The sequence below is a fragment of the Aliidiomarina celeris genome (assembly GCF_003316875.1).
Lineage (GTDB): Bacteria > Pseudomonadota > Gammaproteobacteria > Enterobacterales > Alteromonadaceae > Aliidiomarina > Aliidiomarina celeris.
The window spans coordinates 685,765-705,659 of sequence record NZ_QMIL01000002.1 but is presented as its reverse complement, the minus strand read 5'-3'; the positions used below and the strand labels follow the sequence as shown (position 1 = coordinate 705,659).

Genomic DNA, 19,895 nt, shown 5'->3' with positions numbered 1-19,895 from the left:
TCGTATTACGAAGCGCTAAGATACCATTCAGTTTGAATGAGGATATGAAGTAAGGGGTTCTTTCTACGTCACAGTCTCGATGACTAAGGCGCGGCACTACCTCACTTACTTCATTGGTGAAATGCTAGCTAAACATTTCACCGTGAGAGATACAAGGCGCGGCACCGCCGCGCGTTAACCCAGGGTTACGCGCGCGTAAACCGATATCCAAATTCAACACCGGCGCGCGTTAACCTAGGGTTACGCGCGCGTTACGGAACAAACGGGTCCATGCCCCGTCTTCTCCCCAAGTTTCCGGATACCAAGAGTTTGCAACCGCACGGAACACCCGCTCCGGATGCGGCATCATAATCGCAACCCGCCCGTCTGCATTAACAATACCAGTCACCCCTTGCTCAGAGCCATTCGGGTTAGCTGGGTACTGCTCGGTTACCTGGCCGTAGTTGTCGACATAACGCAACGCTACGCCTTGGCGAGCTGCCAAGGCTGCTTGCTGCTCCGGTGCCTGATACAACGTACGCCCTTCACCATGCGACACGGCAATCGGCACTCTTGAACCCACCATACCGCTGAACCACGGAGAATTATTTTGCTGCACTTCCACCATGGCCACACGCGCTTCGAAACGCTCAGAGCGGTTGGTCACAAAACGCGGCCAGTCTTCCGTGCCGGGAATAAGCTCAGCCAACGTCGACAACATCTGGCAACCATTACACACCCCTAAAGCGAGGGTGTCGTTGCGCGCAAAGAAGTCCGCAAATACGCTACGCGCACGGTCGTTAAATAAAATAGACCGCGCCCAACCGCCGCCGGCACCCAGCACGTCACCGTATGAGAATCCGCCGCAGGCCGCCAGCACTTGCATATCGCTAAGGTTTTGTCGGCCGCTGAGAATGTCGCTCATGTGCACGTCGATGGCTTTAAAGCCTGCACGATCAAAAGCCGCCGCCATTTCATAGTGCGAATTCACCCCTTGTTCGCGCAAAATCGCAACTTGCGGGGCCGCACCTAAATTCAGCATGGCCGATTTACCAGCGGCTACGGTAATGTCGTCGCTCGGATCAAAGCTTAATTCGGCATGCAAACCGGGGTTATTCACGTCGGTTTTTATTGCCCATTCCTGCTCAACACAGCTTGGGTTGTCGCGCAGCCGCTGCATCTGGTCGGTGGTTTCAGCCCAAATTGCGCGCAGTTCAGAGCGTTTCGCTGCGAAAACCAATTGGCTATTTTGGCGAATTTCAATTTGATCTGCGGCTAACACTTCGCCTAAGTCGACTAACATCTCGGCATAGCCTGCGTCTGCGAAACGTTTGTGCATGGCGGCTGCGGTGTCGTTCGACACCTGTACCACTGCACCAATTTCTTCAGCAAATAACGCTGCGCTGGACTCGGCTGCATCTGGCAAGTTAACACGCACGCCACAATGGCCGGCAAATGCCATTTCCGCTAACGTGACAAACAGACCACCGTCACCACGGTCGTGATACGCAATCAGCTCTCTATTGGCAACCAAGTGCTGAATTTGCGCGAAGAAAAACGCCAAATGCTCCGGTGCGTCGAGGTCGGCAGGTTCGCTGCCGAGTTGTCCATAAACTTGCGCAAGCGCCGAGCCACCTACGCGGTTTTTGCCCATGCCTAGGTCTAACAACAACAACCGACCGCCTTGTTCTGGTCGCAGCTGCGGTGTCACTGTTTTACGAATATCCGTTACCCGAGCAAAAGCTGTAATAATAAGCGACAAAGGCGAGGTTACTGCACGCTCTTCACCCTGTTCCGTTTGCCACTGAGTTTTCATCGACATGGAGTCTTTGCCCACAGGAATGGTAATGCCCAGTGCCGGACAAAGCTCTTCACCCACGGCTTTCACCGCTTCATATAAACCCGCGTCTTCGCCCGGGTGCCCGGCTGCGGCCATCCAGTTGGCGGAAAGTTTAATGCGCTTTAAATCACCTATTTCGGTGGCGGCAATATTGGTAACCGCTTCGGCAACGGCTAACCGCGCCGACGCGGCATGGTTCAATAAAGCCACCGGCGTACGCTCACCCATGGCCATGGCTTCACCTGCGTAGCTGTCGTATGAAGCCGCAGTTACCGCGCAGTCTGCCACCGGTATTTGCCACGGGCCTACCATTTGATCACGCGCCACCAACCCCGTTACCGACCGGTCGCCGATGGTAATCAAGAAGGTTTTCTCAGCCACCGCAGGCAACCGCAATACGCGCTGAACGGCGTCTTTAATATCAATAGCAGCCACATTAAAATGATCGCCACGAGGCGCTAAGGTTGTTGCTTCACGATGCATTTTCGGTGGTTTGCCCAGCAGCACGTCGAGAGGCATATCAACGGGATAATTGTCGAATACCTTGTCGTAAAGCTTTAGTTCACGCGCTTCTGTGGCTTCACCCACCACCGCAAACGGCGCGCGCTCGCGCGCACAGAGCTCTGTAAAAGTTTGCAAGCGCTCTGGTGCAATGGCCAGTACATAGCGTTCTTGTGACTCATTGCACCACACCGCTACTGGCGGCATGCCAGGCTCGTCGTTCGGAACAGCCCGCAGCTCAAAAGAGCCACCGCGTTCGCCGTCATTCACTAACTCGGGCAAAGCGTTTGAAATACCGCCAGCGCCTACGTCGTGAATAAATACAATTGGGTTTTCTTCGCCAAGCTGCCAACAACGGTCAATGACTTCTTGGCAACGGCGTTCCATTTCTGGGTTTTCTCGCTGTACCGACGCAAAATCAAGATCTTCAGTAGACTCACCCGACGCCATCGATGACGCAGCACCGCCGCCCAAACCAATATTCATCGCCGGGCCACCGAGCACAATAAGTGGGGCTCCAACTGGAATTTCGCGTTTTTGCACATGATTTTCGCGAATGTTACCCAAGCCACCTGCGATCATAATGGGTTTGTGGTAACCCCGTATTTCTTCACCGTTAAAGCTGTTCACTTGGGCTTCGTACGTACGGAAGTAACCGGTAAGATTCGGGCGCCCAAATTCGTTGTTAAACGCCGCACCACCCAGTGGCCCTTCAATCATAATGTCGAGCGCGCTCACAATGCGGCCAGGGCGACCGAAGTCGACTTCCCATGGCTGTTCAAAGCCAGGAATACAAAGGTTGGACACGGTAAACCCGGTTAACCCCGCTTTAGGTTTAGCGCCAATGCCTGTTGCTCCCTCGTCGCGAATCTCACCCCCAGAGCCGGTGGCTGCGCCTGGGAAGGGCGAAATTGCAGTGGGGTGGTTGTGGGTTTCTACCTTCATGAGAATATGAACAGGCTCACCGTGGTAACGATATTCGTGCTGTTCAGTAGGGAAAAAGCGCCCCGCTTCACTGCCTTCCATAACCGCAGCGTTGTCTTTATATGCAGACAATACATAGTCAGGCGTTGCTTCAAAGGTGCGCTTAATCATTTTAAACAATGACTTTTCTTGCGCCACACCGTCGATGGTCCACGACGCATTAAAAATTTTATGCCTGCAATGTTCCGAGTTGGCCTGCGCGAACATATACAGCTCAACATCACTTGGATTTCGCTCCAAACGCTCAAAGCTTGCAACTAAGTAGTCTATTTCGTCGTCGGCGAGCGCGAGCCCCATGCTTTGATTCGCCTCGACCAACGCTTGTTTACCGCCGCTCAGAATATCAACATGCTGCATGGGCGCTGGTGTTTGCACCGCAAACAAGGTTTCCGCGTCTGCCAAAGTGCTCAGTACGCTTTCCGTCATACGGTCGTGCACCAAACTGGCCACTTTTTTGTGTACCGCGGGTTCGTTACCGTCGCCACTTTCAAACCGCCACACTACGCCGCGCTCAACGCGTTTAATCGCGGGTAGACCACAGTTATGAACGATATCCGACGCCTTTGACGACCAAGGCGAAATAGTACCGAGCCGAGGCACCACCACAAAGGCGTTCGGCGCTGTGGAGGTTGTATCTTCAGTAACAACCCGGCCACCGAGCAATGCTTCGAGTTTCGACAATTCCTCATTCGCGAGGTCTGTGGTTGTTTCGACAAAATGAAAATACTGCGCAGTGATATTCTCAACGGCAACGCCGCTCTGCTTCAACCGCTCGAGAATTTTTTCAGCACGAAATGACGACAGTGCAGCAGCACCTTGAACTATTATCACAGGACAGACTCCAGCTCGATTTGGGGGGTTTGAATGGCGTCATAGTATACTGACTTGTGCAACATTTTGCGACAACATTGACCTGCACCACGACTGAGAAAGTGGTATAACAAAGCTATGCTGAACCCTATGCAAAACTCTATGCGAAAACGCGGGCAAAAAGTAATTCAAAAACAAGGCCTTTTGGGGCTCATTATTTTGCTGTGGCTAACCGCTTGTGGCACCGAACAATTGCCACCGAGTGCCCTTGAGCAAGTTCAAGAGCGAGGCCAGCTGCGTGTTGGCACACTGATGAACCCGACCAATTATCAGCTACGCAATGACATTCGTAGTGGCTTTGAATACGAATTAGCGCAAGGCTTCGCCGACACCCTCAATGTTGAACTGGAAATGATACCCGCAGTGGATCTGCGAGAGTTATGGCAGCTGCTCGACACGGGCCAGGTCGATTTGCTTGCCGCCGGTTTAGACGTAACCGATCAACGTCGCGAGCGGCTGCGCTTTACCCCAGCGTATTTTAATATTGAGCAGAAACTGGTGTATCGGCAGGGTACCCGCGACCGCCCCCGCGACTGGAGCCAAGTGGAGGGTAAAATTCGGGTGGTGACCGACAGTAGCCATGAAGAACTCATGCTGCGCATGCAAGCCATTTACCCGCACCTAGAGTGGAGTGCCACCCCGCTTTACGACGCCGACGAATTACTCGAGCAGGTTATGAACGAAACCATCGACTTCACCTTGGTGGACTCGCATTTGCTCGACATTAAACGGCGTTATTACCCCGATCTCAGTATCGCCTTTACCGTTCGTGAGGAAGTGCCGTTAGCGTGGGCTTTTCCGCCCCACGGCGACGACACCTTGTACGCGGTTGCGATTGAGTATTTAGGCCAGCAACATTACAGCGGCCATATTGCTAAGTTGAGCGATCGCTATTTTGGCCATGTGGAGGAGTTTAACTATGTTGACACCCGCGCCTTTATTGCCGCGGTAGAAACAAAATTAGCCGACTATATTCCACTTTTTCAACGCTATGCGGGCGATCTCGACTGGCGCTTACTCGCAGCACTGAGTTACCAAGAGTCGCATTGGGACCCATGGGCGCGCTCGCCCACCGGCGTTCGCGGCATGATGATGCTAACGCTACCCACAGCACGGTCAATGGGTGTACGCAGCCGGTTAGACGCGGAAGAGAGTATTCGCGGTGGCGCACAGTATCTTGCCCGCATGAAAAGTCGTATTCCAGCACGCATTACTGAGCCTGACCGCACATGGTTTGCGCTCGCGGCTTATAATGTAGGCATGGGGCATTTAAACGACGCGCGCATTATTACTGAACGCCAAGGGGGAAACCCCGACTACTGGATTGACGTGCGCCAGCGACTACCGTTACTGCGGCAAAAGCAATTTTATCGCACCACCCGTTTTGGCTATGCGCGTGGTGACGAGCCGGTGCGCTATGTCGGCAATATTCGTCGTTATTACGACACCTTGCTTTGGCTCGACCAGCAGGGAAAAATTCCTTATTCACAGCCGACCGAAATTGAATACGCCGGCGAGCTGTCTGATCAGTAGCAATTACACGTAAAACTTGATACACATAACACTCACATATTGGCATCGGCTCTACACGTTCTAAGGCAGGTAATGGTTATGGCAAAAGTTCGCAAACGTCCCCTTCGCAACGAACGTCGTCACCAACTGCGCCGTGTTCATACCCGTAGGCATGCCGAACGCAGGCAAAAATGGTTTTATTTAATTTCATTCGGCGAGAACAATAAGCGTCGGTCGCCTATTTGCCTTGATCCTGAATACGTTCACTTGGCAACGAACGAAGGCGCTTCTTAGCAGCCCTTCGCACTCGAAAAAATTCGCTCAACATAGTGGCGCACTGGCTTTGGCAAACACCTTGGGTTACCGCCACTTGATGATTCAGCTGTGGCGCTTGCAGCAAACTGAATACGCTCCCCGCAGCACCGGTTTTTAAATCCGGCGTGGCAAACACCAGCCGCGAAATACGGCTATGCACCAACAACCCCGCACACATAGGGCAAGGCTCTAACGTGACATAGAGCGTAACCTCATTGAGCCGATAATTCCCAATAGTCTTTGCCGCCGCACGGATTGCCAACATCTCGGCATGCGCTGAAGGATCAAGTAGCGTTATGACTTGGTTCCGACCACGCCCCACAATTTCATTTTTATACACGGCTACGGCACCCACCGGCACCTCGCCTTCCGCCGCTGCAAGTTCTGCTTCAGCAATGGCCTCGCGCATAAAAACCAGATCGGTTTCAGCAGTATCATTCATATTCGTACCGTGCTCACTAAAACGCTTGTGCCTGAAAGCTCGCGAACCAACCCACAATTAAATAGAAAATAACCGCCGCAATTGCCGCCAGTAGTGCGTACGGTAATTGCGTACGCACATGATCAATATGTTCCGAGCCGGAGGCAAGCGACGCAATAATAGTGGTATCGCTAATAGGCGACGCATGGTCGCCGAAAATGCCTCCGCCCAAGGCGGCGCCAATCATGAGTGGTGCGGGAATACCGAGCCCCAATGCGAGTGGAATGGCAAGCGGCAGCATCAGTGCAAAAGTGCCCCAGCTAGAACCGATTGCAAAGGCTGTTAGCGCTGACAGCACAAACACCAATGCCGGCAGCACAAACACCGGGAAGGATTGATTTAATACCCCTGTTAAATACTCACCTGTGCCCAACATACGGGTAACGTCGCCAAGGCTAATTGCCAACCATAGAATGACAGCGATAGGTAGAATCTTCCACGCACCGCGCGCTATGCCGGTAAAAATACGGCCAGCAGAGCCTGGGATAGCCCAAAGTGTCCCCACAATAGCAAGCACCAGCGCCGCATAAATGGCCACGAAAACACTCTTCATGCCGTCGCCCTGAATCAGCGAGCCTTCGCCAGTCAACCACAGCATTATAGGTACCATGGCAACCATGGTGACTAATGCGCCAACAACAGTCACTACCGCCTTACGATTCGTTGGCTCTGGCGTTGCTTGTAATTGTGCCTCTACCGCATGCTCTTGGGCGGCGCGTTCAAATGCCCGCATAGGGCCAAAACTCCAGCCCGACCACGCCACCCATAGGGCTAAAAACAAAGCAAAAACCGCATAGGCATTCAGTACAACAGCAGCCGCCAGTGTGGTGAGCGGGTTCTCAATATCCTGTTGGCCAATTAAACCGAGGTTAAACGCCCCCCACGCATTCAGTGGAATAAGAATACACACCGGTGCACAGGTGGAGTCGATCAAATACGCGAGTTTCTGACGCGAAATGCCGAGCCGATCATACACTGGCCGTGAGGTTGTGCCCGCGGTCATAATAGACACGTTCGACTCAATAAATACCGCCACGCCGAGTAGCCAAGTGAACAACCTCGCGCGCCGCCGATTATGCACCCATTGCCGGCGCTCTAGCGCCTGCACAAACGAGCGAAACGTACCACCGGTTTCCAGCACACCAAAGAGTGCGCCAATGGCGAGCGTGAACCCCCAAATCATCATATTACCGGGCGCCAGTAGCGACTCACCTAAGCCAACAACAGCAGAGATTCCGCCGTCGATATAGTTGGGTGAAAACAGAAGAAGATGCGCAAAAATAACACCGCCCAATAGCGCCCATACTACTTTTCGCGTAACAATTGCTACGGCAATGGCCAGCAACGAAGGTAACAGGCTTAACCACCCTAAAGTCTCATTCATTCAATATCCCTAATTCCTGCGCTAGAAGAAAAGCTCCTAGGGTCGAAACATGATCGTCATCGTAGTATAGCGGTGTGCCGTCGAGATGCGCAAAGCAGCGTTCACCCACTTCATCGCAAAAGAATTTATGCGGATAAAGCAGTTGCAATGTCTGCCCCTGCTGTTCTGCCCGTTCATGCCATCGCGCGGTCGCCGCCAAGATTACTCGGTTACGCGCCCAATATGTTTCCAGTGCAACCGAACCACTCAAGGGCTCAAGCTTGCCCTCGCGCTTGTAGATGCTACGCAAGTGATCGGGCACATTCCAGCCCATTTCGGGTACCGCATGCACAAATAGAATGTCATGGTCTAAGGCAAGCAGTTCAAAAATTAACGACTCTAAACTCACCCGCAGCGCTTGCTCATGGCCCAACGAAGCGGTGCTTGACGTTTGGAACACATGATAAGTGTCGGCTTCTACGCCGCCCTCTTGGTTGTTAAACGGGGTCGCACTAAAATGAATCCCCCAGCGCGCATGAATAATCAGCCTACGTGGCAACTCACCGGCTCGCGCCGCCGCCAGAACATGCTTACGAAAACGCACACATTGGGTATCGTTCAAGCGTGGTGGAATGCGCTCAGCAAATTCAAAAGGCGGACAACCACTCATGGTCAAATTCATACCCGTTAAGCCATTGCGTTCCGCCAAAGACCGCACCGCATTCATGATGACCATAGCGTGGCTGTCGCCGATAACCGCAAAGTCGGCATTAGCTGCATCAAAGCCTTCCCCGTTCACTGCGATACCGAATACACAGGCGGAACTCAGCTGCTGGTTACGTAACGTACCGTCAATACACGCGTCGTTATTAGGTAAAAACCGTTGCGCCTCGTCAATTCGAGCCGCAACGGTGTGTGCTGGCGCGGTTGAGCACGCCACTAAAGTAAGCACTAGCAAGCCTAGCCACAGGCTACGCATGCTCAGCCACTACTCCCATTCAATGGTTGCAGGCGGCTTGCCGGAAATGTCGTATACCACTCGCGAAATACCGTCGATTTCATTGATAATACGATTCGACACACGCTCAAGTAGGTCGTACGGCAAGTGTGCCCAGCGCGCGGTCATAAAGTCGATGGTTTCCACGGCACGCACGGCAATCACCCAATCGTATTTACGGGCGTCACCCATAACGCCGACACTTTTCACGGGCAAGAACACAGCAAAAGCTTGGCTTACTTTGTGGTACCAGTCAGCTTTATGCAGTTCTTCAATAAAAATCGCATCGGCACGGCGCAGTAAGTCGCAGTATTCCTTCTTCACTTCACCCAGCACGCGCACGCCTAAACCGGGTCCTGGGAAGGGGTGGCGGTACAACATGTCGTAGGGCAAGCCCAGCTCAAGACCAATTTTGCGCACTTCGTCTTTAAACAATTCGCGCAGTGGCTCAACCAAACCCATTTTCATGTCGGCAGGCAGCCCGCCCACATTGTGGTGCGACTTTATTACATGTGCTTTACCGGTTTTCGAGCCCGCAGACTCAATTACATCAGGATAAATAGTGCCTTGCGCTAGCCAATTTACGTCGGTGAGTTGAGTGGCCTGCTCGTCGAACACTTCAATAAATACGCGGCCGATAATCTTGCGCTTGGCTTCGGGCTCATCGGTACCCGCTAAGGCCGACAGAAAGCGCTCTTCGGCGTCAACGCGAATAATGTTCAAACCAAAATGGTCGCCAAACATTTCCATCACCTGATCACCTTCGTGCAAGCGCAACAGGCCGTTATCGACAAATACACACGTGAGCTGTTCGCCAATTGCACGGTGCAATAACATGGCAGTAACGGAAGAGTCGACGCCGCCAGAGAGCCCGAGAATCACCTTTCCAGTGCCCACTTGCTCACGAATACGCGCTACAGCGTCGTCGATAATAGTCGCGGGCGTCCATAACTTCTCACAGCCGCAAATACCCACCACAAAGTGCTCCAACATGCGCAAACCTTGCTTGGTATGGGTTACTTCTGGGTGAAACTGCACACCATAGAGTTTGCGCGTCTCGTCGGCCATCGCTGCATGAGGGCAGGTGTCTGTTTTCGCAACGGTTTTAAACCCAGCAGGGATGTCCATAACCTTGTCGCCATGGCTCATCCATACGTCGAGTAAGGGTGCACCGTTTTCCCCAATTGCATCTTCAATTAAATGAAATAACGGGCAGTCGGCTATACGTTCTACCTTGGCGTAACCGAACTCGCGCTCGGTAGACCCCTGTACCGCACCACCAAGCTGTGCCGCCATGGTTTGCATGCCATAACACACGCCCAAAACAGGTACGCCCGCATTAAATACATATTGCGGCGCACGCGGCGAGTTAGCCTCCGTCACACTCTCGGGGCCACCCGACAATATAATACCGTCGGGCGCAAAGTTACGAATATCTTCTTCGCTTACGTCCCACGCCCAGAGCTCGCAATACACTCCAATTTCGCGAACACGGCGGGCAATGAGTTGGGTGTACTGTGAACCGAAATCGAGAATAAGAATACGGTGTTGATGAATATCTTGTGTCATCTGCCTCAGCCTAGTCTGTAGTTAGGTGCTTCTTTAGTAATTTGTACGTCGTGCACATGCGACTCGCCCATACCCGCCGCGGTTACTTTCACAAATTGTGGTTTGGTGCGTAGGGTTTCAATATCGGCGGAGCCGGTTAAGCCCATAGCAGAGCGTAACCCACCCATTTGCTGGTGAATAATGTTCGCAATCGGGCCTTTGTACGCCACACGACCTTCAATGCCTTCAGGTACCAATTTGTCGGCTTGGTTACTGGCTTGGAAATAGCGGTCTGAAGAGCCATGGCTTTGGTTCATCGCGCCTAAGCTGCCCATACCACGATACGATTTATAATAACGCCCTTGATAAAGTTCAACTTCACCCGGCGACTCTTCCGTACCCGCCAACATACTGCCCACCATCACGCAGCTCGCACCTGCAGCAAGCGCCTTGGCAATATCACCCGAGAAGCGCACACCACCGTCTGCAATGACCGGAATATTACGCCCCTCGAGCGCGGCCACCGCATTCGAAATTGCGGTAATTTGTGGTACGCCACAGCCCGTTACAATTCGCGTAGTGCAAATAGAACCCGGGCCAATGCCGACTTTTACTGCGTCTGCACCCGCGTCGGCTAATGCCAGCGCGCCTTCTGCAGTTGCAACGTTACCCCCAATAATTTGAATGTGAGGGAAATTCTTGCGTACCCAACGGACACGCTCTAACACGCCTTCAGAATGGCCGTGTGAGGTGTCTACCAAAACAACATCTACACCCGCTTCCACCAGTGCAGCAACACGTTCTTCCGTGCCAGCGCCAACGCCAACAGCGGCACCCACGCGTAAACGCCCCTGTTCGTCTTTACACGCATTCGGCTTATTGGCGGCTTTTTCAAAATCTTTCAGGGTAATCATGCCTTTTAGGCCATGATCTTTATTAACCACTAAGATTTTCTCAATACGATGCTTGTGCATAAGGTTGAGAATCTCTTCACTGCTGGCCTTCTCGGTTACCGTAACCAAGCGCTCTTCTGGAGTCATTACATCGGCGACCACGCGGTGGCTGGAGTCTTCAGAGCGAACGTCGCGGCCGGTAATAATGCCAACAAGGCGGTCATTGTCGACCACAGGGAAACCATGGAAGCCATGCTCAGCGGCAAGCGCTTTCACCTGCTGCAGGCTCGTTTGTGAGGTAACAGTAACCGGATCAGACACAGTACCGCTTTCGTATTTCTTCACTTTTCGCACATGTGCGGCTTGCTCTGAAATACTCATATTTTTATGAATGAAGCCCATTCCGCCTTCTTGCGCCAGCGCAATGGCGAGATCAGCTTCAGTAACCGTGTCCATAGCGGCAGACACTAGCGGAATATTCAGTTGAATAGAGGCTGTGAGTTGGGTATTCAGTTTCGCTGTATGCGGAAGCACGGTAGAATGTGCAGGAAGTAGTAATACGTCGTCGAAGGTTAGTGCTTCTTGGGCAAGTCTTAGCATGGCAACATCTCTCGCTTTTAGGGTCCACGGGTGGATCAATGTTGCGGCGGTATTTTACTCACCTAGGGCCCTCCAGTAAACTAAAATTTGAACTTCATGCGCACACAAGGCCAACGCTAATGGAATTAAAAAAGGACATTTACACCGTATCGCGCTTAAACAAAGAGGTACGAGAGCTCATTGAGCGCCAATGGGCGTCTGTATGGTTGGTGGGCGAAATATCTAATTTGTCCAAGCCCGGCTCTGGCCACTGGTACTTCACCTTGAAAGACGACCAGGCCCAGATTAGCTGCGCAATGTTTCGTGGCAACAACCAATATGTGCGCACAACCGTAAGCTCAGGCATGCAGGTTATGATTCGAGCCCGCGTAAGCCTGTACGAGCCTCGCGGTAACTATCAGCTTATTGTTGAACAGCTCGAGCCCGCCGGCGAAGGTTTACTCCAACAACGGTTCGAACAACTCAAACAGCAACTCGCCCACGAAGGCTTGTTTGCTGTAGAACGCAAGCGCGCGTTACCCGCAGTTCGCACACTCGGAGTCATCACGTCACCAACCGGTGCGGCGCTGCGCGACGTACTGGCGGTTTTGCAACGGCGTGACCCCAGCTTAAAAGTAATTATTTACCCAGCCCAAGTTCAAGGAACAGAGGCGCCGGGCCAATTACGCCAAGCACTGGCCAGTGCCATTCGCCGTAATGAGGTCGACGCATTGTTGCTTACTCGTGGCGGCGGTTCGCTCGAAGACTTATGGGCCTTTAACGACGAAATGCTCGCCCGCGAGCTTGCCAACTGCCCTATTCCAACCCTCAGTGCCGTAGGCCATGAGGTCGACTTTACCATTACCGACTTTATTGCCGACGTGCGGGCGGCAACCCCCTCGGCAGCAGCAGAGCTGGTGAGTCATGATCAAAGCGTCCATTTGCGCCATCTTCAGCAATTAAAAGAGCGCGGCTGGCGGGCATGGCAGAGTTTAATGCAACGCCACAGCACCCACCTAAACCACATGCAAGCGCGCCTTAGCTCGCTTAGCCCACGGCAACGTATTGAACGCCAAGCACAGCAACTCGACGAACTCGACGCGCGTGTGCAGCGTGCTGTGCAGCAACGGTTTCGCGCGGCGCAGCAACAGCTGGTGAGTTTGCAACATCGCTTAAACCAGCAACATCCCGAACGCGAACTGCCGTTGCTGAAAGCTGCTCTGGAACAACGTGAGCAGCGTTTATTGAGTAGCATGAGTCGGCTTATGAATGTGCGCGTGAAACACTTTCAGGCGCTGCAGCAGTCACTGCATATTGTTAGCCCGTTGAATACTCTTGCGCGTGGTTACACGTTGAGCTTCAATACGAAAGGTGAAATTGTGCGCAGTGCAAACCAACTCAAGGTCGGCGATGCACTGCACACGCGTTTTGGCGAAGGCCAGGTTGTCAGCGAAATAAAATCAATAAAGTCGTAGGCGCCGCAATGCAGGTTCATGCGCGGCAGTGCCCCGCCTACGCTGACTTTTTCTCGCCAGCGTCTTCAATACGCACTACCCGCGACGTACTCACTTCTCCTTCAGGATGATGCAAATGCACGTCCATTTGTGGGAACGGAATTTCAATTCCGGCAGCGTCCAGTGCGTCTTTAATGCGCTCCATTGAGTCCCAATACATGGGCCAGTAATCTTCCGACTTCACCCAGGGGCGCACGATAAAGTTTACCGACGAATCAGCAAGTTCGGTTACCGACACCCGGGGCGCCGGATCTTGCAACATACGAGGGTCCGAGCTAATCACGTCCATCAACACTTGCTTGGTTTTCTGCAAGTTGGCGTTATAAGACACGCCAATCACCATATCGACACGGCGAATCGGCTCTTCCGAAAAGTTAGTAATAGCCGACCCCGTAATCTGTGAGTTCGGTACAATCACCAACTTAGCATCAGGGGTTTTGAGTACCGTAGTAAACAACTCGATACGCTCAACTGAACCCGCAATACCACCGGCGTCTACGTAGTCGCCCGACTTAAATGGACGATAGATCATAATGAGTACGCCCGAGGCAAAGTTCGAGAGCGAGCCTTGCAGCGCTAAACCAATGGCTAAACCTGCGGCACCCAAAATGGCAATAAACGACGTGGTTTGAATACCCACATGCGAGAGTGCCATTAAAAGCGCAGCAACAATAATTACCGTGCGTACAATTGCCGCTAAAAACGAAACCACTGCGTTATCGACCTTGGATTTGTCGAGCCGCTTGATCATGGTTTTAGAAACGGTTCTGGCAATGATAAAACCGGCAATAATAATAGCCAAAGCAATGGCTATTTTGGTGATCATTAACAAAATTGCTTCCTGGTTTTCACCCAACCAATTCATTATGTCTTGCATGGATACGTTCCTTATCTGAGTGACCTATGGTGTTCGAAAGAAAGCTAAAATAACTGTTTAAACGTGCTGATTATAGCTGAAAGCGAAAACTATATCGCCCTTGACTATTCGGCTGCCCAACAAGCCTTAGTAGATCGTGTATTGCACTCGGTGCCTGCCGCGTCGGTAGCATTTCTACTTGCAAGTTTACATTACCGGGCGCAAAGCTACCTGCAACACTGAGGCCGAGCATGTTGTCGGTTGGCATGCTCACCTGTGCCTGCCCTTGCTCATTACACCCGAGGTTTAACGTGTAGTCGCCCAGTGCATGCCACTGTGAGCCAATTCGGGTGCTCACTTCAAATGCTGCCGCACGGGCCTGCAGGGTCTCACACACCGGCTGACCCCACTGATATTCGTCAATGCCAATCACCAGGTCGCCGCGTAAGGGTATGAGGTCCGGAACTTCTAACCACCGGCCAACTCGCCCGAGATCGCCACTAAAGCGCCCGTTTTCAACGCGCATACCACCGAAGCTAAGCGCTAAAGAGGCATTCCCGGCTAACGGATTGCCGTTTCGGTTTGCGAGCTGAACATCAACCGCAAGCCGACCTGTAAATAGGGCAAGCGGTGATATTTGCCAACTTATGCCATGAAAAAATTGCCCGTTCAGCTGAACCGTTTCCGCTGTACCGCGCCAAATTGTACCTTCTACCTGTTGTACCTTCACTGTTGCCGGCATGGGCGCGAGTGCAAGTGCAACACGCGCTGGAAACTTCACCACAAGGCTGCACAAAAACACCACTACAGCGAGGCTTAGCCATAACTTTTTACTCATGTCGCCGCCCTTACTTGCAAGCGGCGCACGCGCACAATGCCCGGTTCACCCGTTTCCGAAACGTCGAAATGCTCAATAATGACACCGCGACTTACCAGCTGTTCAACCATAGCCAACACGGCATCGAAGCTTGCTTCGTTAAACACCATTACCCGCGACTCGTTTTGCGGCTGAATACGGGTGATGTCGAGTTCTAATTGCTGAGTCAACTGGTTTAAATAGCCGGGCAACTCAGCGGCACTCACAACCGTTGCTGTTCCTTCTTGCTGGTTTGCTCGCGCCATTAAAATGCGCTGCGCTTGATCTTGCACCACGGCAAGGGCGGCGCGCTGTGCATCGAGCCGACGCTCCGCTTGCAGAACGCCTTGTTGCAGTGGCTGCCATACCCCGAGCCATAGCACTACAATAGCTAAGAGAGCCGCCAGCGTTGACAATAAATATCGCTCCCGCGCTTCCAATGCTTGCCAGCGCTGTTTCGCCGGGGCAGTGCGCTCAGCGAGATTTAACCGCGCCCATTGCGCGCTCAATTTTTGTTTTAGCATACTCATGAGCCCCTCCGTACGGTGAGCGTGCCGGCAATGCGGCCCCCTCGCGATATTAACTGTCCTTGCTCAACCTCGAGTTGACTCGCTCGGGCACTACGTTGAAAGCGCTCAAACATTTGGAAATTGTCGCCATTCGCCTGCATGCGAAGTTCGCCCCTTGACTGGTCATACTGCAGCACAATCAGCTGCAAACTGGCTTCTTGAAAAGCCGGTGCAAGGTCGTTCAACAGCGCTAATAATTGGCCGTCGCCACCCCCAGTTACGGCAGCGAGCTCGGCTTCTAAACGTTGCCGCGCATTTGGCGGCATACGCGTTTCGGTTGGAAACACAGTTAAATAATTAGCTTCCACTGCGGCTTGCAATGCGGCTGCTTCTCGGTTTAATTGCAGCTGGGTAACAAATTGCCCCGCCATAGCCATCACAACTAACACGGCTGCCGCCACTGCGGGCCACTTCAATACTGACCTATCTGTTTTGTTCTGTTGTTTCTGCGCGAACTCACCTTGCAGTAAATTAATACCTTGGCGGGTATTGAATTCCGTTGCCGCGAGTAACGCGAGATCATAGTCCGACGCTTGCACCGGCGCTGGCGGATGCGGCCACTCCACTTCACCATAGGCAAGCAGTTGCGTGGGCAGTTCGTTTTCTTCGAAAGCCGCATAGCCAAGCCATTCAGGTTCAATCACCACGCCGGCCGACAACGACTGGCGCACCACTATTTCATCTTCAAATTGTGCCACACACCACGTATTGGCTTGGTAGGGCAGCATAAATACGTCGGGGTAAAGCGCAGTAACCGGTAACCCTGCCGCTTTCAGCGCATCGAGCCAGAACGCCAATTGCGCTTTAGCCACCACGCATACCGGCAATGGCGCCGTTGCAGGGCTAAGTTCGTTCCAAGCAAAGTGGAGTGAGTCAATGTCTTGTGCCAGTTCGTCTTCTAGCGCAAAGGGCACCACTTGCGCCGCTTGTCGGCGTGACTTCCCAGGCAATTCCAAGTGATGAAAGCTCACTGCACTGCTGGCCACAAAAATCAACAAGGTGCGATTTTTCGCGCGCTCCGCAAGGCTTTCAAGTTCACTTGCTTGGGCCAATTCGCCGCTGGCAATAACGTGCTTCTCGTCGTTTACTATTAACCAAGCAACTTTGCGGTGGGACTCTGCAGGAAGCCTAATTATCAACTGTTCGTTCATCGTACTCATAACCTCCGCGCGACCGGTGAAGAATGTATCCTCTACCGCCGGCTATACGAATTTGCGACGTGCCATAAAATTCTAAATCACCATACTGCACTTGCGCATTCAACTCAAAATACTCACTCGAAACGGTAATTCCGTCCATGCTAAATGTATTGGTTCCGCCTTCCGCGAGCGCCTGAAACGTCGGCTCTTGGCGAATGGCGTCGACACTTTCCCAACCGTCGCTGGGGCGGTCGGCAAGCAAGTTCTCAGCCGCTGTCATATCAACGGCGCCACGAAAAAATGCCACAATAATTTCCGGCTGATCAGCCGCCACAGTATTCAAATTTAATGGCCACTCATTCAGTTCTGGAATAACACACACATAAGGGCGCAGGCGGTGATAAACCTCCGCATTAAACCCTCGTATTTGGCGTAACTCCGAAATATGCGCCAAGCTTTGGTTCGCCGCCTGATAGGGCTGCGGCAATGACTCATAATCCGCTGACTCAGCGCCCATCGACTCATGCAAATCATCGTCGGCGTCGAGCCAATCTACCAATGTAGCTGTTAACAAACGGGCCGTGTACTCGTCGAACTCCAACGCATTCAACAGCGCCTGAAAGCGCTCGACCGACTCACTAAACTTTGCCGTTTCATTCGGGTTTTTCAGTAAACTATTCACATTAAAACAGGCATGCAGATCGCGCACTTTACCGCCGATCATGCCGCCGCGAACGGGAAATGGCCCTTGTTGTGTCGCCCACCCTTGCTGCAAATGGGTGCGCCCTTCAGACTCTTCGTGTTCGGCTAATAGAACCTGCCGTACCAAAGCCTCCGCGCTTAGCCAATGCCAATAGGCTTGTTCGGCACTGTCGCTGGCACCTACGCGGGCAATCTGAACCTGCAAATGTCCGCTCATACGCGTTGCCAGCACCGTAACCATGGCAATCACCAGAAGCACTGTAATCAGCGCAACGCCGGTTTGGCGGCATAACGATAGCTGACGCATTAGCCCTCCGCCGCTGCTGGCTGTGGGGTATCTGGGGGTGGCCGTTCACCGCTCGTGAGCAGCACCCGCTCCACCACACCAAACTCTTCTAATTCTATGCGAAGAATAACCCGTGTTGGCAGCTGCCCCGCAACGTTCCACTGGCTAATTGCGGCATCACCACTTTCAAAGGTCACTTCAAACGACTGTACGCCGGTGAGTAATGTTTGCCGCGCGAACTCGCCACTGGTATCGTCGGCAAACGGTACATAAAGCCGCTCTAACGTTTCTTCCCTTACACGATACACCACGCCTTGCAGTTCAGAGCGCGGCAATAAATGATTAGGGTTGGTCCACCCCGCGCGAACAAAGCCAAGCGCGCCACTGTCGCTGTCCAACTCACTGCCGCTATTGGTGAGATAAATTTTGCCGTTATTGGTGCTGTCGCCTGCACGCTCGGCGGCAATACGGGTTGTGCGTGCACTCATTTGCCGAATATCACGGTCGATAATTAAGAACGCAAACTGCAATGCCGCGAGTTGTTCATGGCGTTTACTCGCCACCTCTTCGGCTTGGGTCATTTGCTGAAATACGGTAGCGCTGGCAAGGCCTATGAGCGCCAACACCAACATGGCCACCATCACTTCCACTAAGGTGAAGCCACGTGTGCTGCGGACGCCCACCTGATGCCGGATTAAACTCCGTAACGCCATTATCGACGCCCCACAAAGCTACTCAGTTCCGCCACAACACCACCCGACTCGGTTACCCGCACTCGCACGGTAACTTCACGGAGGTCAGCCGTTACGGTTTCCAACACTTGCTGCTCCCAATACCAAGTACTACCGGCAAACTCCATTTCCCCTTTAGCGCCGTCACGCGGTGGCCATGCTCCATCTCTGCCGGTGTCGTGCAGTTCAGCTAAACGGTTACTGGCCACTAACTGGCCCATGTAGCGTTCTTGCAAATACCGAGTACTGTCGAGTTGTTGCGTGGCAACCATCAGCGCGGCAAGTGCGCCTAACGCAAATATAGCGAGGGCAAACATTACCTCTACCAAGGTAAAACCACCAACACGACGCGTCATGGATACATTTCTCCCGCCTCAGCACGCAGCTCAATACCATTGCGGGCGTCGATACTCCAGCTCTGGTGCTGGAACTCCAAACTGGAAAACTGTAACCGGAACGGAATAAACTCGGTGCTTTCAAAAATAATCACTTGCGGTTCCGGTGCGGGCTCCTCGCTGTTTCGGCGCTCGTCACGTGGCGCTTGGAACAACTCACTGCTGTCTTCCATATTATCGAGTAAGCGAAACTCTCCCGGTACAAAAGTAAGCGACAAGTGCTCGGGCAGCTTCACCGGCCCTAATGGTGCGTTACTCAGTGGCTGCCAGGTATTTCCATGCCAGCGAAAAAACCGATACTGGGTGTCTTCAAACTCAACGCCAATCACCCAGTTGCGGAGTAAGGCTTGTTCCCGCGCATGGTGAAACTGCTGTTGGAACGTACGCTGTGCGTCTTCGGGCGTTTGGCTGCCGCTGTCGTCGGGTAACTGCAATACAATATAAAAGGCTGCAAAACCAATAATAGCCACCACCAACAACAGCTCAATAAGCGTGAAGCCTGCTGCGTGTTTAAATGGGTTTCGCGGCCTTAACATCATTTAGTTATTATTTTCGCCAAGCTGGTGCATATTCCAATTGCCAATGTCGTCTTCCGTGCCTGGCTGGCCGTCAAAGCCCATGCTAAAAATGTCGTAGCGCGAGTTTTGGCCTGGGCTTAATAGTTGATAAGGATTATTCCACGGATCTGTAGGTAACCGGCGAATATAGCCACCTTCACGGAAATTCCGCGGCCGTGGGTCCATTTGAGCTTCGTTTACCAAGGCTTCTAAACCTTGCTCCGAAGAAGGGTACACACCGTTATCTAAGCGGTACATTTCCATCGCATTTTCGAGTGCGGTGAGATCAGAAACGACTTTCTGTCGCTCTGCCTGCTCGCGGTTGCCAAATACATTAGGAATGACCATGGTGGCTAAAATGCCTAAAATAACAATAACCACCATGAGCTCTAGTAAAGAAAAGCCCGACTGTTTATTCATACGCATAG

17 protein-coding genes are annotated in these 19,895 nt (G+C 52.7%); 2 read left to right on the top strand and 15 right to left on the bottom strand.

Annotated elements, in window-relative coordinates; genetic code table 11:
* Window positions 1-229: 229 nt before the first annotated feature.
* Window positions 230-4,135 carry a phosphoribosylformylglycinamidine synthase gene (gene purL, locus DQW12_RS07520; protein WP_113907206.1) on the bottom strand — a complete coding sequence of 1,302 codons (3,906 nt, stop codon included), beginning with the start codon at window positions 4,133-4,135 and terminating at the stop codon, window positions 230-232.
* A 129-nt stretch (window positions 4,136-4,264) separates the two neighbouring features.
* On the opposite strand from purL, the gene mltF reads away from it, so the two are divergent.
* A complete protein-coding gene (mltF, locus tag DQW12_RS07515; RefSeq protein ID WP_232819918.1) occupies window positions 4,265-5,707 on the top strand; it encodes a membrane-bound lytic murein transglycosylase MltF in 1,443 nt (480 codons plus the stop codon).
* A 217-nt stretch (window positions 5,708-5,924) separates the two neighbouring features.
* On the opposite strand, the gene tadA is transcribed toward mltF, so the two are convergent.
* The 5 genes from tadA to guaB are packed head-to-tail and all read right to left on the bottom strand — an operon-like array spanning window position 5,925 to window position 11,883.
* A complete protein-coding gene (tadA, locus tag DQW12_RS07510) occupies window positions 5,925-6,443 on the bottom strand; it encodes a tRNA adenosine(34) deaminase TadA (protein WP_113907205.1) in 519 nt (172 codons plus the stop codon).
* Between the two features lie 16 nt (window positions 6,444-6,459).
* Window positions 6,460-7,866 carry a Na+/H+ antiporter NhaC family protein gene (locus DQW12_RS07505; protein ID WP_113907204.1) on the bottom strand — a complete coding sequence of 469 codons (1,407 nt, stop codon included), beginning with the start codon at window positions 7,864-7,866 and terminating at the stop codon, window positions 6,460-6,462.
* On the bottom strand, window positions 7,859-8,824 hold the full coding sequence (locus DQW12_RS07500) for an SGNH hydrolase domain-containing protein (RefSeq protein WP_113907203.1): 966 nt from the start codon (window positions 8,822-8,824) through the stop codon (window positions 7,859-7,861). Before DQW12_RS07500 ends, DQW12_RS07505 begins: the two co-directional genes overlap by 8 nt.
* A 9-nt stretch (window positions 8,825-8,833) precedes the next feature.
* A complete protein-coding gene (gene guaA, locus DQW12_RS07495; protein WP_113907202.1) occupies window positions 8,834-10,411 on the bottom strand; it encodes a glutamine-hydrolyzing GMP synthase in 1,578 nt (525 codons plus the stop codon).
* A 5-nt stretch (window positions 10,412-10,416) separates the two neighbouring features.
* Entirely contained in the window at window positions 10,417-11,883 is a 1,467-nt protein-coding gene (guaB, locus tag DQW12_RS07490) for an IMP dehydrogenase (RefSeq protein ID WP_113907201.1), read from the bottom strand.
* A 119-nt stretch (window positions 11,884-12,002) separates the two neighbouring features.
* On the opposite strand from guaB, the gene xseA reads away from it, so the two are divergent.
* The gene (gene xseA / locus DQW12_RS07485) at window positions 12,003-13,337 is read left to right on the top strand and encodes an exodeoxyribonuclease VII large subunit (RefSeq protein ID WP_113907200.1); all 1,335 of its coding nucleotides are present in this window, start codon (window positions 12,003-12,005) and stop codon (window positions 13,335-13,337) included.
* A 37-nt stretch (window positions 13,338-13,374) separates the two neighbouring features.
* Here xseA and DQW12_RS07480 read toward each other — a convergent pair whose 3' ends face one another.
* The 9 genes from DQW12_RS07480 to gspG form a co-directional block, all read right to left on the bottom strand.
* The gene (locus DQW12_RS07480) at window positions 13,375-14,253 is read right to left on the bottom strand and encodes a mechanosensitive ion channel family protein (protein ID WP_113907199.1); all 879 of its coding nucleotides are present in this window, start codon (window positions 14,251-14,253) and stop codon (window positions 13,375-13,377) included.
* 70 nt (window positions 14,254-14,323) lie between these two features.
* Window positions 14,324-15,070: a type II secretion system protein N gene (locus tag DQW12_RS07475; protein ID WP_113907198.1), complete on the bottom strand. Its 747-nt coding sequence runs from the start codon at window positions 15,068-15,070 to the stop codon at window positions 14,324-14,326.
* Entirely contained in the window at window positions 15,067-15,618 is a 552-nt protein-coding gene (locus tag DQW12_RS07470) for a type II secretion system protein M (protein WP_113907197.1), read from the bottom strand. The genes DQW12_RS07475 and DQW12_RS07470 overlap by 4 nt, the downstream gene beginning before the upstream one ends.
* Window positions 15,615-16,817: a type II secretion system protein GspL gene (gene gspL / locus DQW12_RS07465; protein WP_113907196.1), complete on the bottom strand. Its 1,203-nt coding sequence runs from the start codon at window positions 16,815-16,817 to the stop codon at window positions 15,615-15,617. The genes DQW12_RS07470 and gspL overlap by 4 nt, the downstream gene beginning before the upstream one ends.
* A complete protein-coding gene (gene gspK, locus DQW12_RS07460; protein ID WP_113907195.1) occupies window positions 16,786-17,805 on the bottom strand; it encodes a type II secretion system minor pseudopilin GspK in 1,020 nt (339 codons plus the stop codon). Before gspK ends, gspL begins: the two co-directional genes overlap by 32 nt.
* Window positions 17,805-18,497: a type II secretion system minor pseudopilin GspJ gene (gene gspJ / locus DQW12_RS07455; RefSeq protein ID WP_113907194.1), complete on the bottom strand. Its 693-nt coding sequence runs from the start codon at window positions 18,495-18,497 to the stop codon at window positions 17,805-17,807. The genes gspK and gspJ overlap by 1 nt, the downstream gene beginning before the upstream one ends.
* A complete protein-coding gene (gene gspI, locus DQW12_RS07450; RefSeq protein WP_113907193.1) occupies window positions 18,497-18,871 on the bottom strand; it encodes a type II secretion system minor pseudopilin GspI in 375 nt (124 codons plus the stop codon). The genes gspJ and gspI overlap by 1 nt, the downstream gene beginning before the upstream one ends.
* A complete protein-coding gene (locus tag DQW12_RS07445) occupies window positions 18,868-19,449 on the bottom strand; it encodes a GspH/FimT family pseudopilin (RefSeq protein WP_113907192.1) in 582 nt (193 codons plus the stop codon). The genes gspI and DQW12_RS07445 overlap by 4 nt, the downstream gene beginning before the upstream one ends.
* Window positions 19,450-19,893, bottom strand: coding sequence for a type II secretion system major pseudopilin GspG (gene gspG, locus DQW12_RS07440; protein ID WP_113907191.1), 444 nt, complete (start codon window positions 19,891-19,893; stop codon window positions 19,450-19,452).
* Between the last annotated feature and the right edge of the window lie 2 nt (window positions 19,894-19,895).

Bases quoted from the DNA above. Each gene is read 5' to 3' on its own strand.
- mltF (WP_232819918.1), top strand. From the start codon at position 4,265: ATGCAAAACTCTATGCGAAAACGCGGGCAAAAAGTAATTCAAAAACAA.
- tadA (WP_113907205.1), bottom strand. From the start codon at position 6,443: ATGAATGATACTGCTGAAACCGATCTGGTTTTTATGCGCGAGGCCATT.
- DQW12_RS07505 (WP_113907204.1), bottom strand. From the start codon at position 7,866: ATGAATGAGACTTTAGGGTGGTTAAGCCTGTTACCTTCGTTGCTGGCC.
- DQW12_RS07500 (WP_113907203.1), bottom strand. From the start codon at position 8,824: ATGCGTAGCCTGTGGCTAGGCTTGCTAGTGCTTACTTTAGTGGCGTGC.
- guaA (WP_113907202.1), bottom strand. From the start codon at position 10,411: ATGACACAAGATATTCATCAACACCGTATTCTTATTCTCGATTTCGGT.
- guaB (WP_113907201.1), bottom strand. From the start codon at position 11,883: ATGCTAAGACTTGCCCAAGAAGCACTAACCTTCGACGACGTATTACTA.
- xseA (WP_113907200.1), top strand. From the start codon at position 12,003: ATGGAATTAAAAAAGGACATTTACACCGTATCGCGCTTAAACAAAGAG.
- DQW12_RS07480 (WP_113907199.1), bottom strand. From the start codon at position 14,253: ATGCAAGACATAATGAATTGGTTGGGTGAAAACCAGGAAGCAATTTTG.
- DQW12_RS07475 (WP_113907198.1), bottom strand. From the start codon at position 15,070: ATGAGTAAAAAGTTATGGCTAAGCCTCGCTGTAGTGGTGTTTTTGTGC.
- DQW12_RS07470 (WP_113907197.1), bottom strand. From the start codon at position 15,618: ATGAGTATGCTAAAACAAAAATTGAGCGCGCAATGGGCGCGGTTAAAT.
- gspL (WP_113907196.1), bottom strand. From the start codon at position 16,817: ATGAGTACGATGAACGAACAGTTGATAATTAGGCTTCCTGCAGAGTCC.
- gspK (WP_113907195.1), bottom strand. From the start codon at position 17,805: ATGCGTCAGCTATCGTTATGCCGCCAAACCGGCGTTGCGCTGATTACA.
- gspJ (WP_113907194.1), bottom strand. From the start codon at position 18,497: ATGGCGTTACGGAGTTTAATCCGGCATCAGGTGGGCGTCCGCAGCACA.
- gspI (WP_113907193.1), bottom strand. From the start codon at position 18,871: ATGACGCGTCGTGTTGGTGGTTTTACCTTGGTAGAGGTAATGTTTGCC.
- DQW12_RS07445 (WP_113907192.1), bottom strand. From the start codon at position 19,449: ATGATGTTAAGGCCGCGAAACCCATTTAAACACGCAGCAGGCTTCACG.
- gspG (WP_113907191.1), bottom strand. From the start codon at position 19,893: ATGCGTATGAATAAACAGTCGGGCTTTTCTTTACTAGAGCTCATGGTG.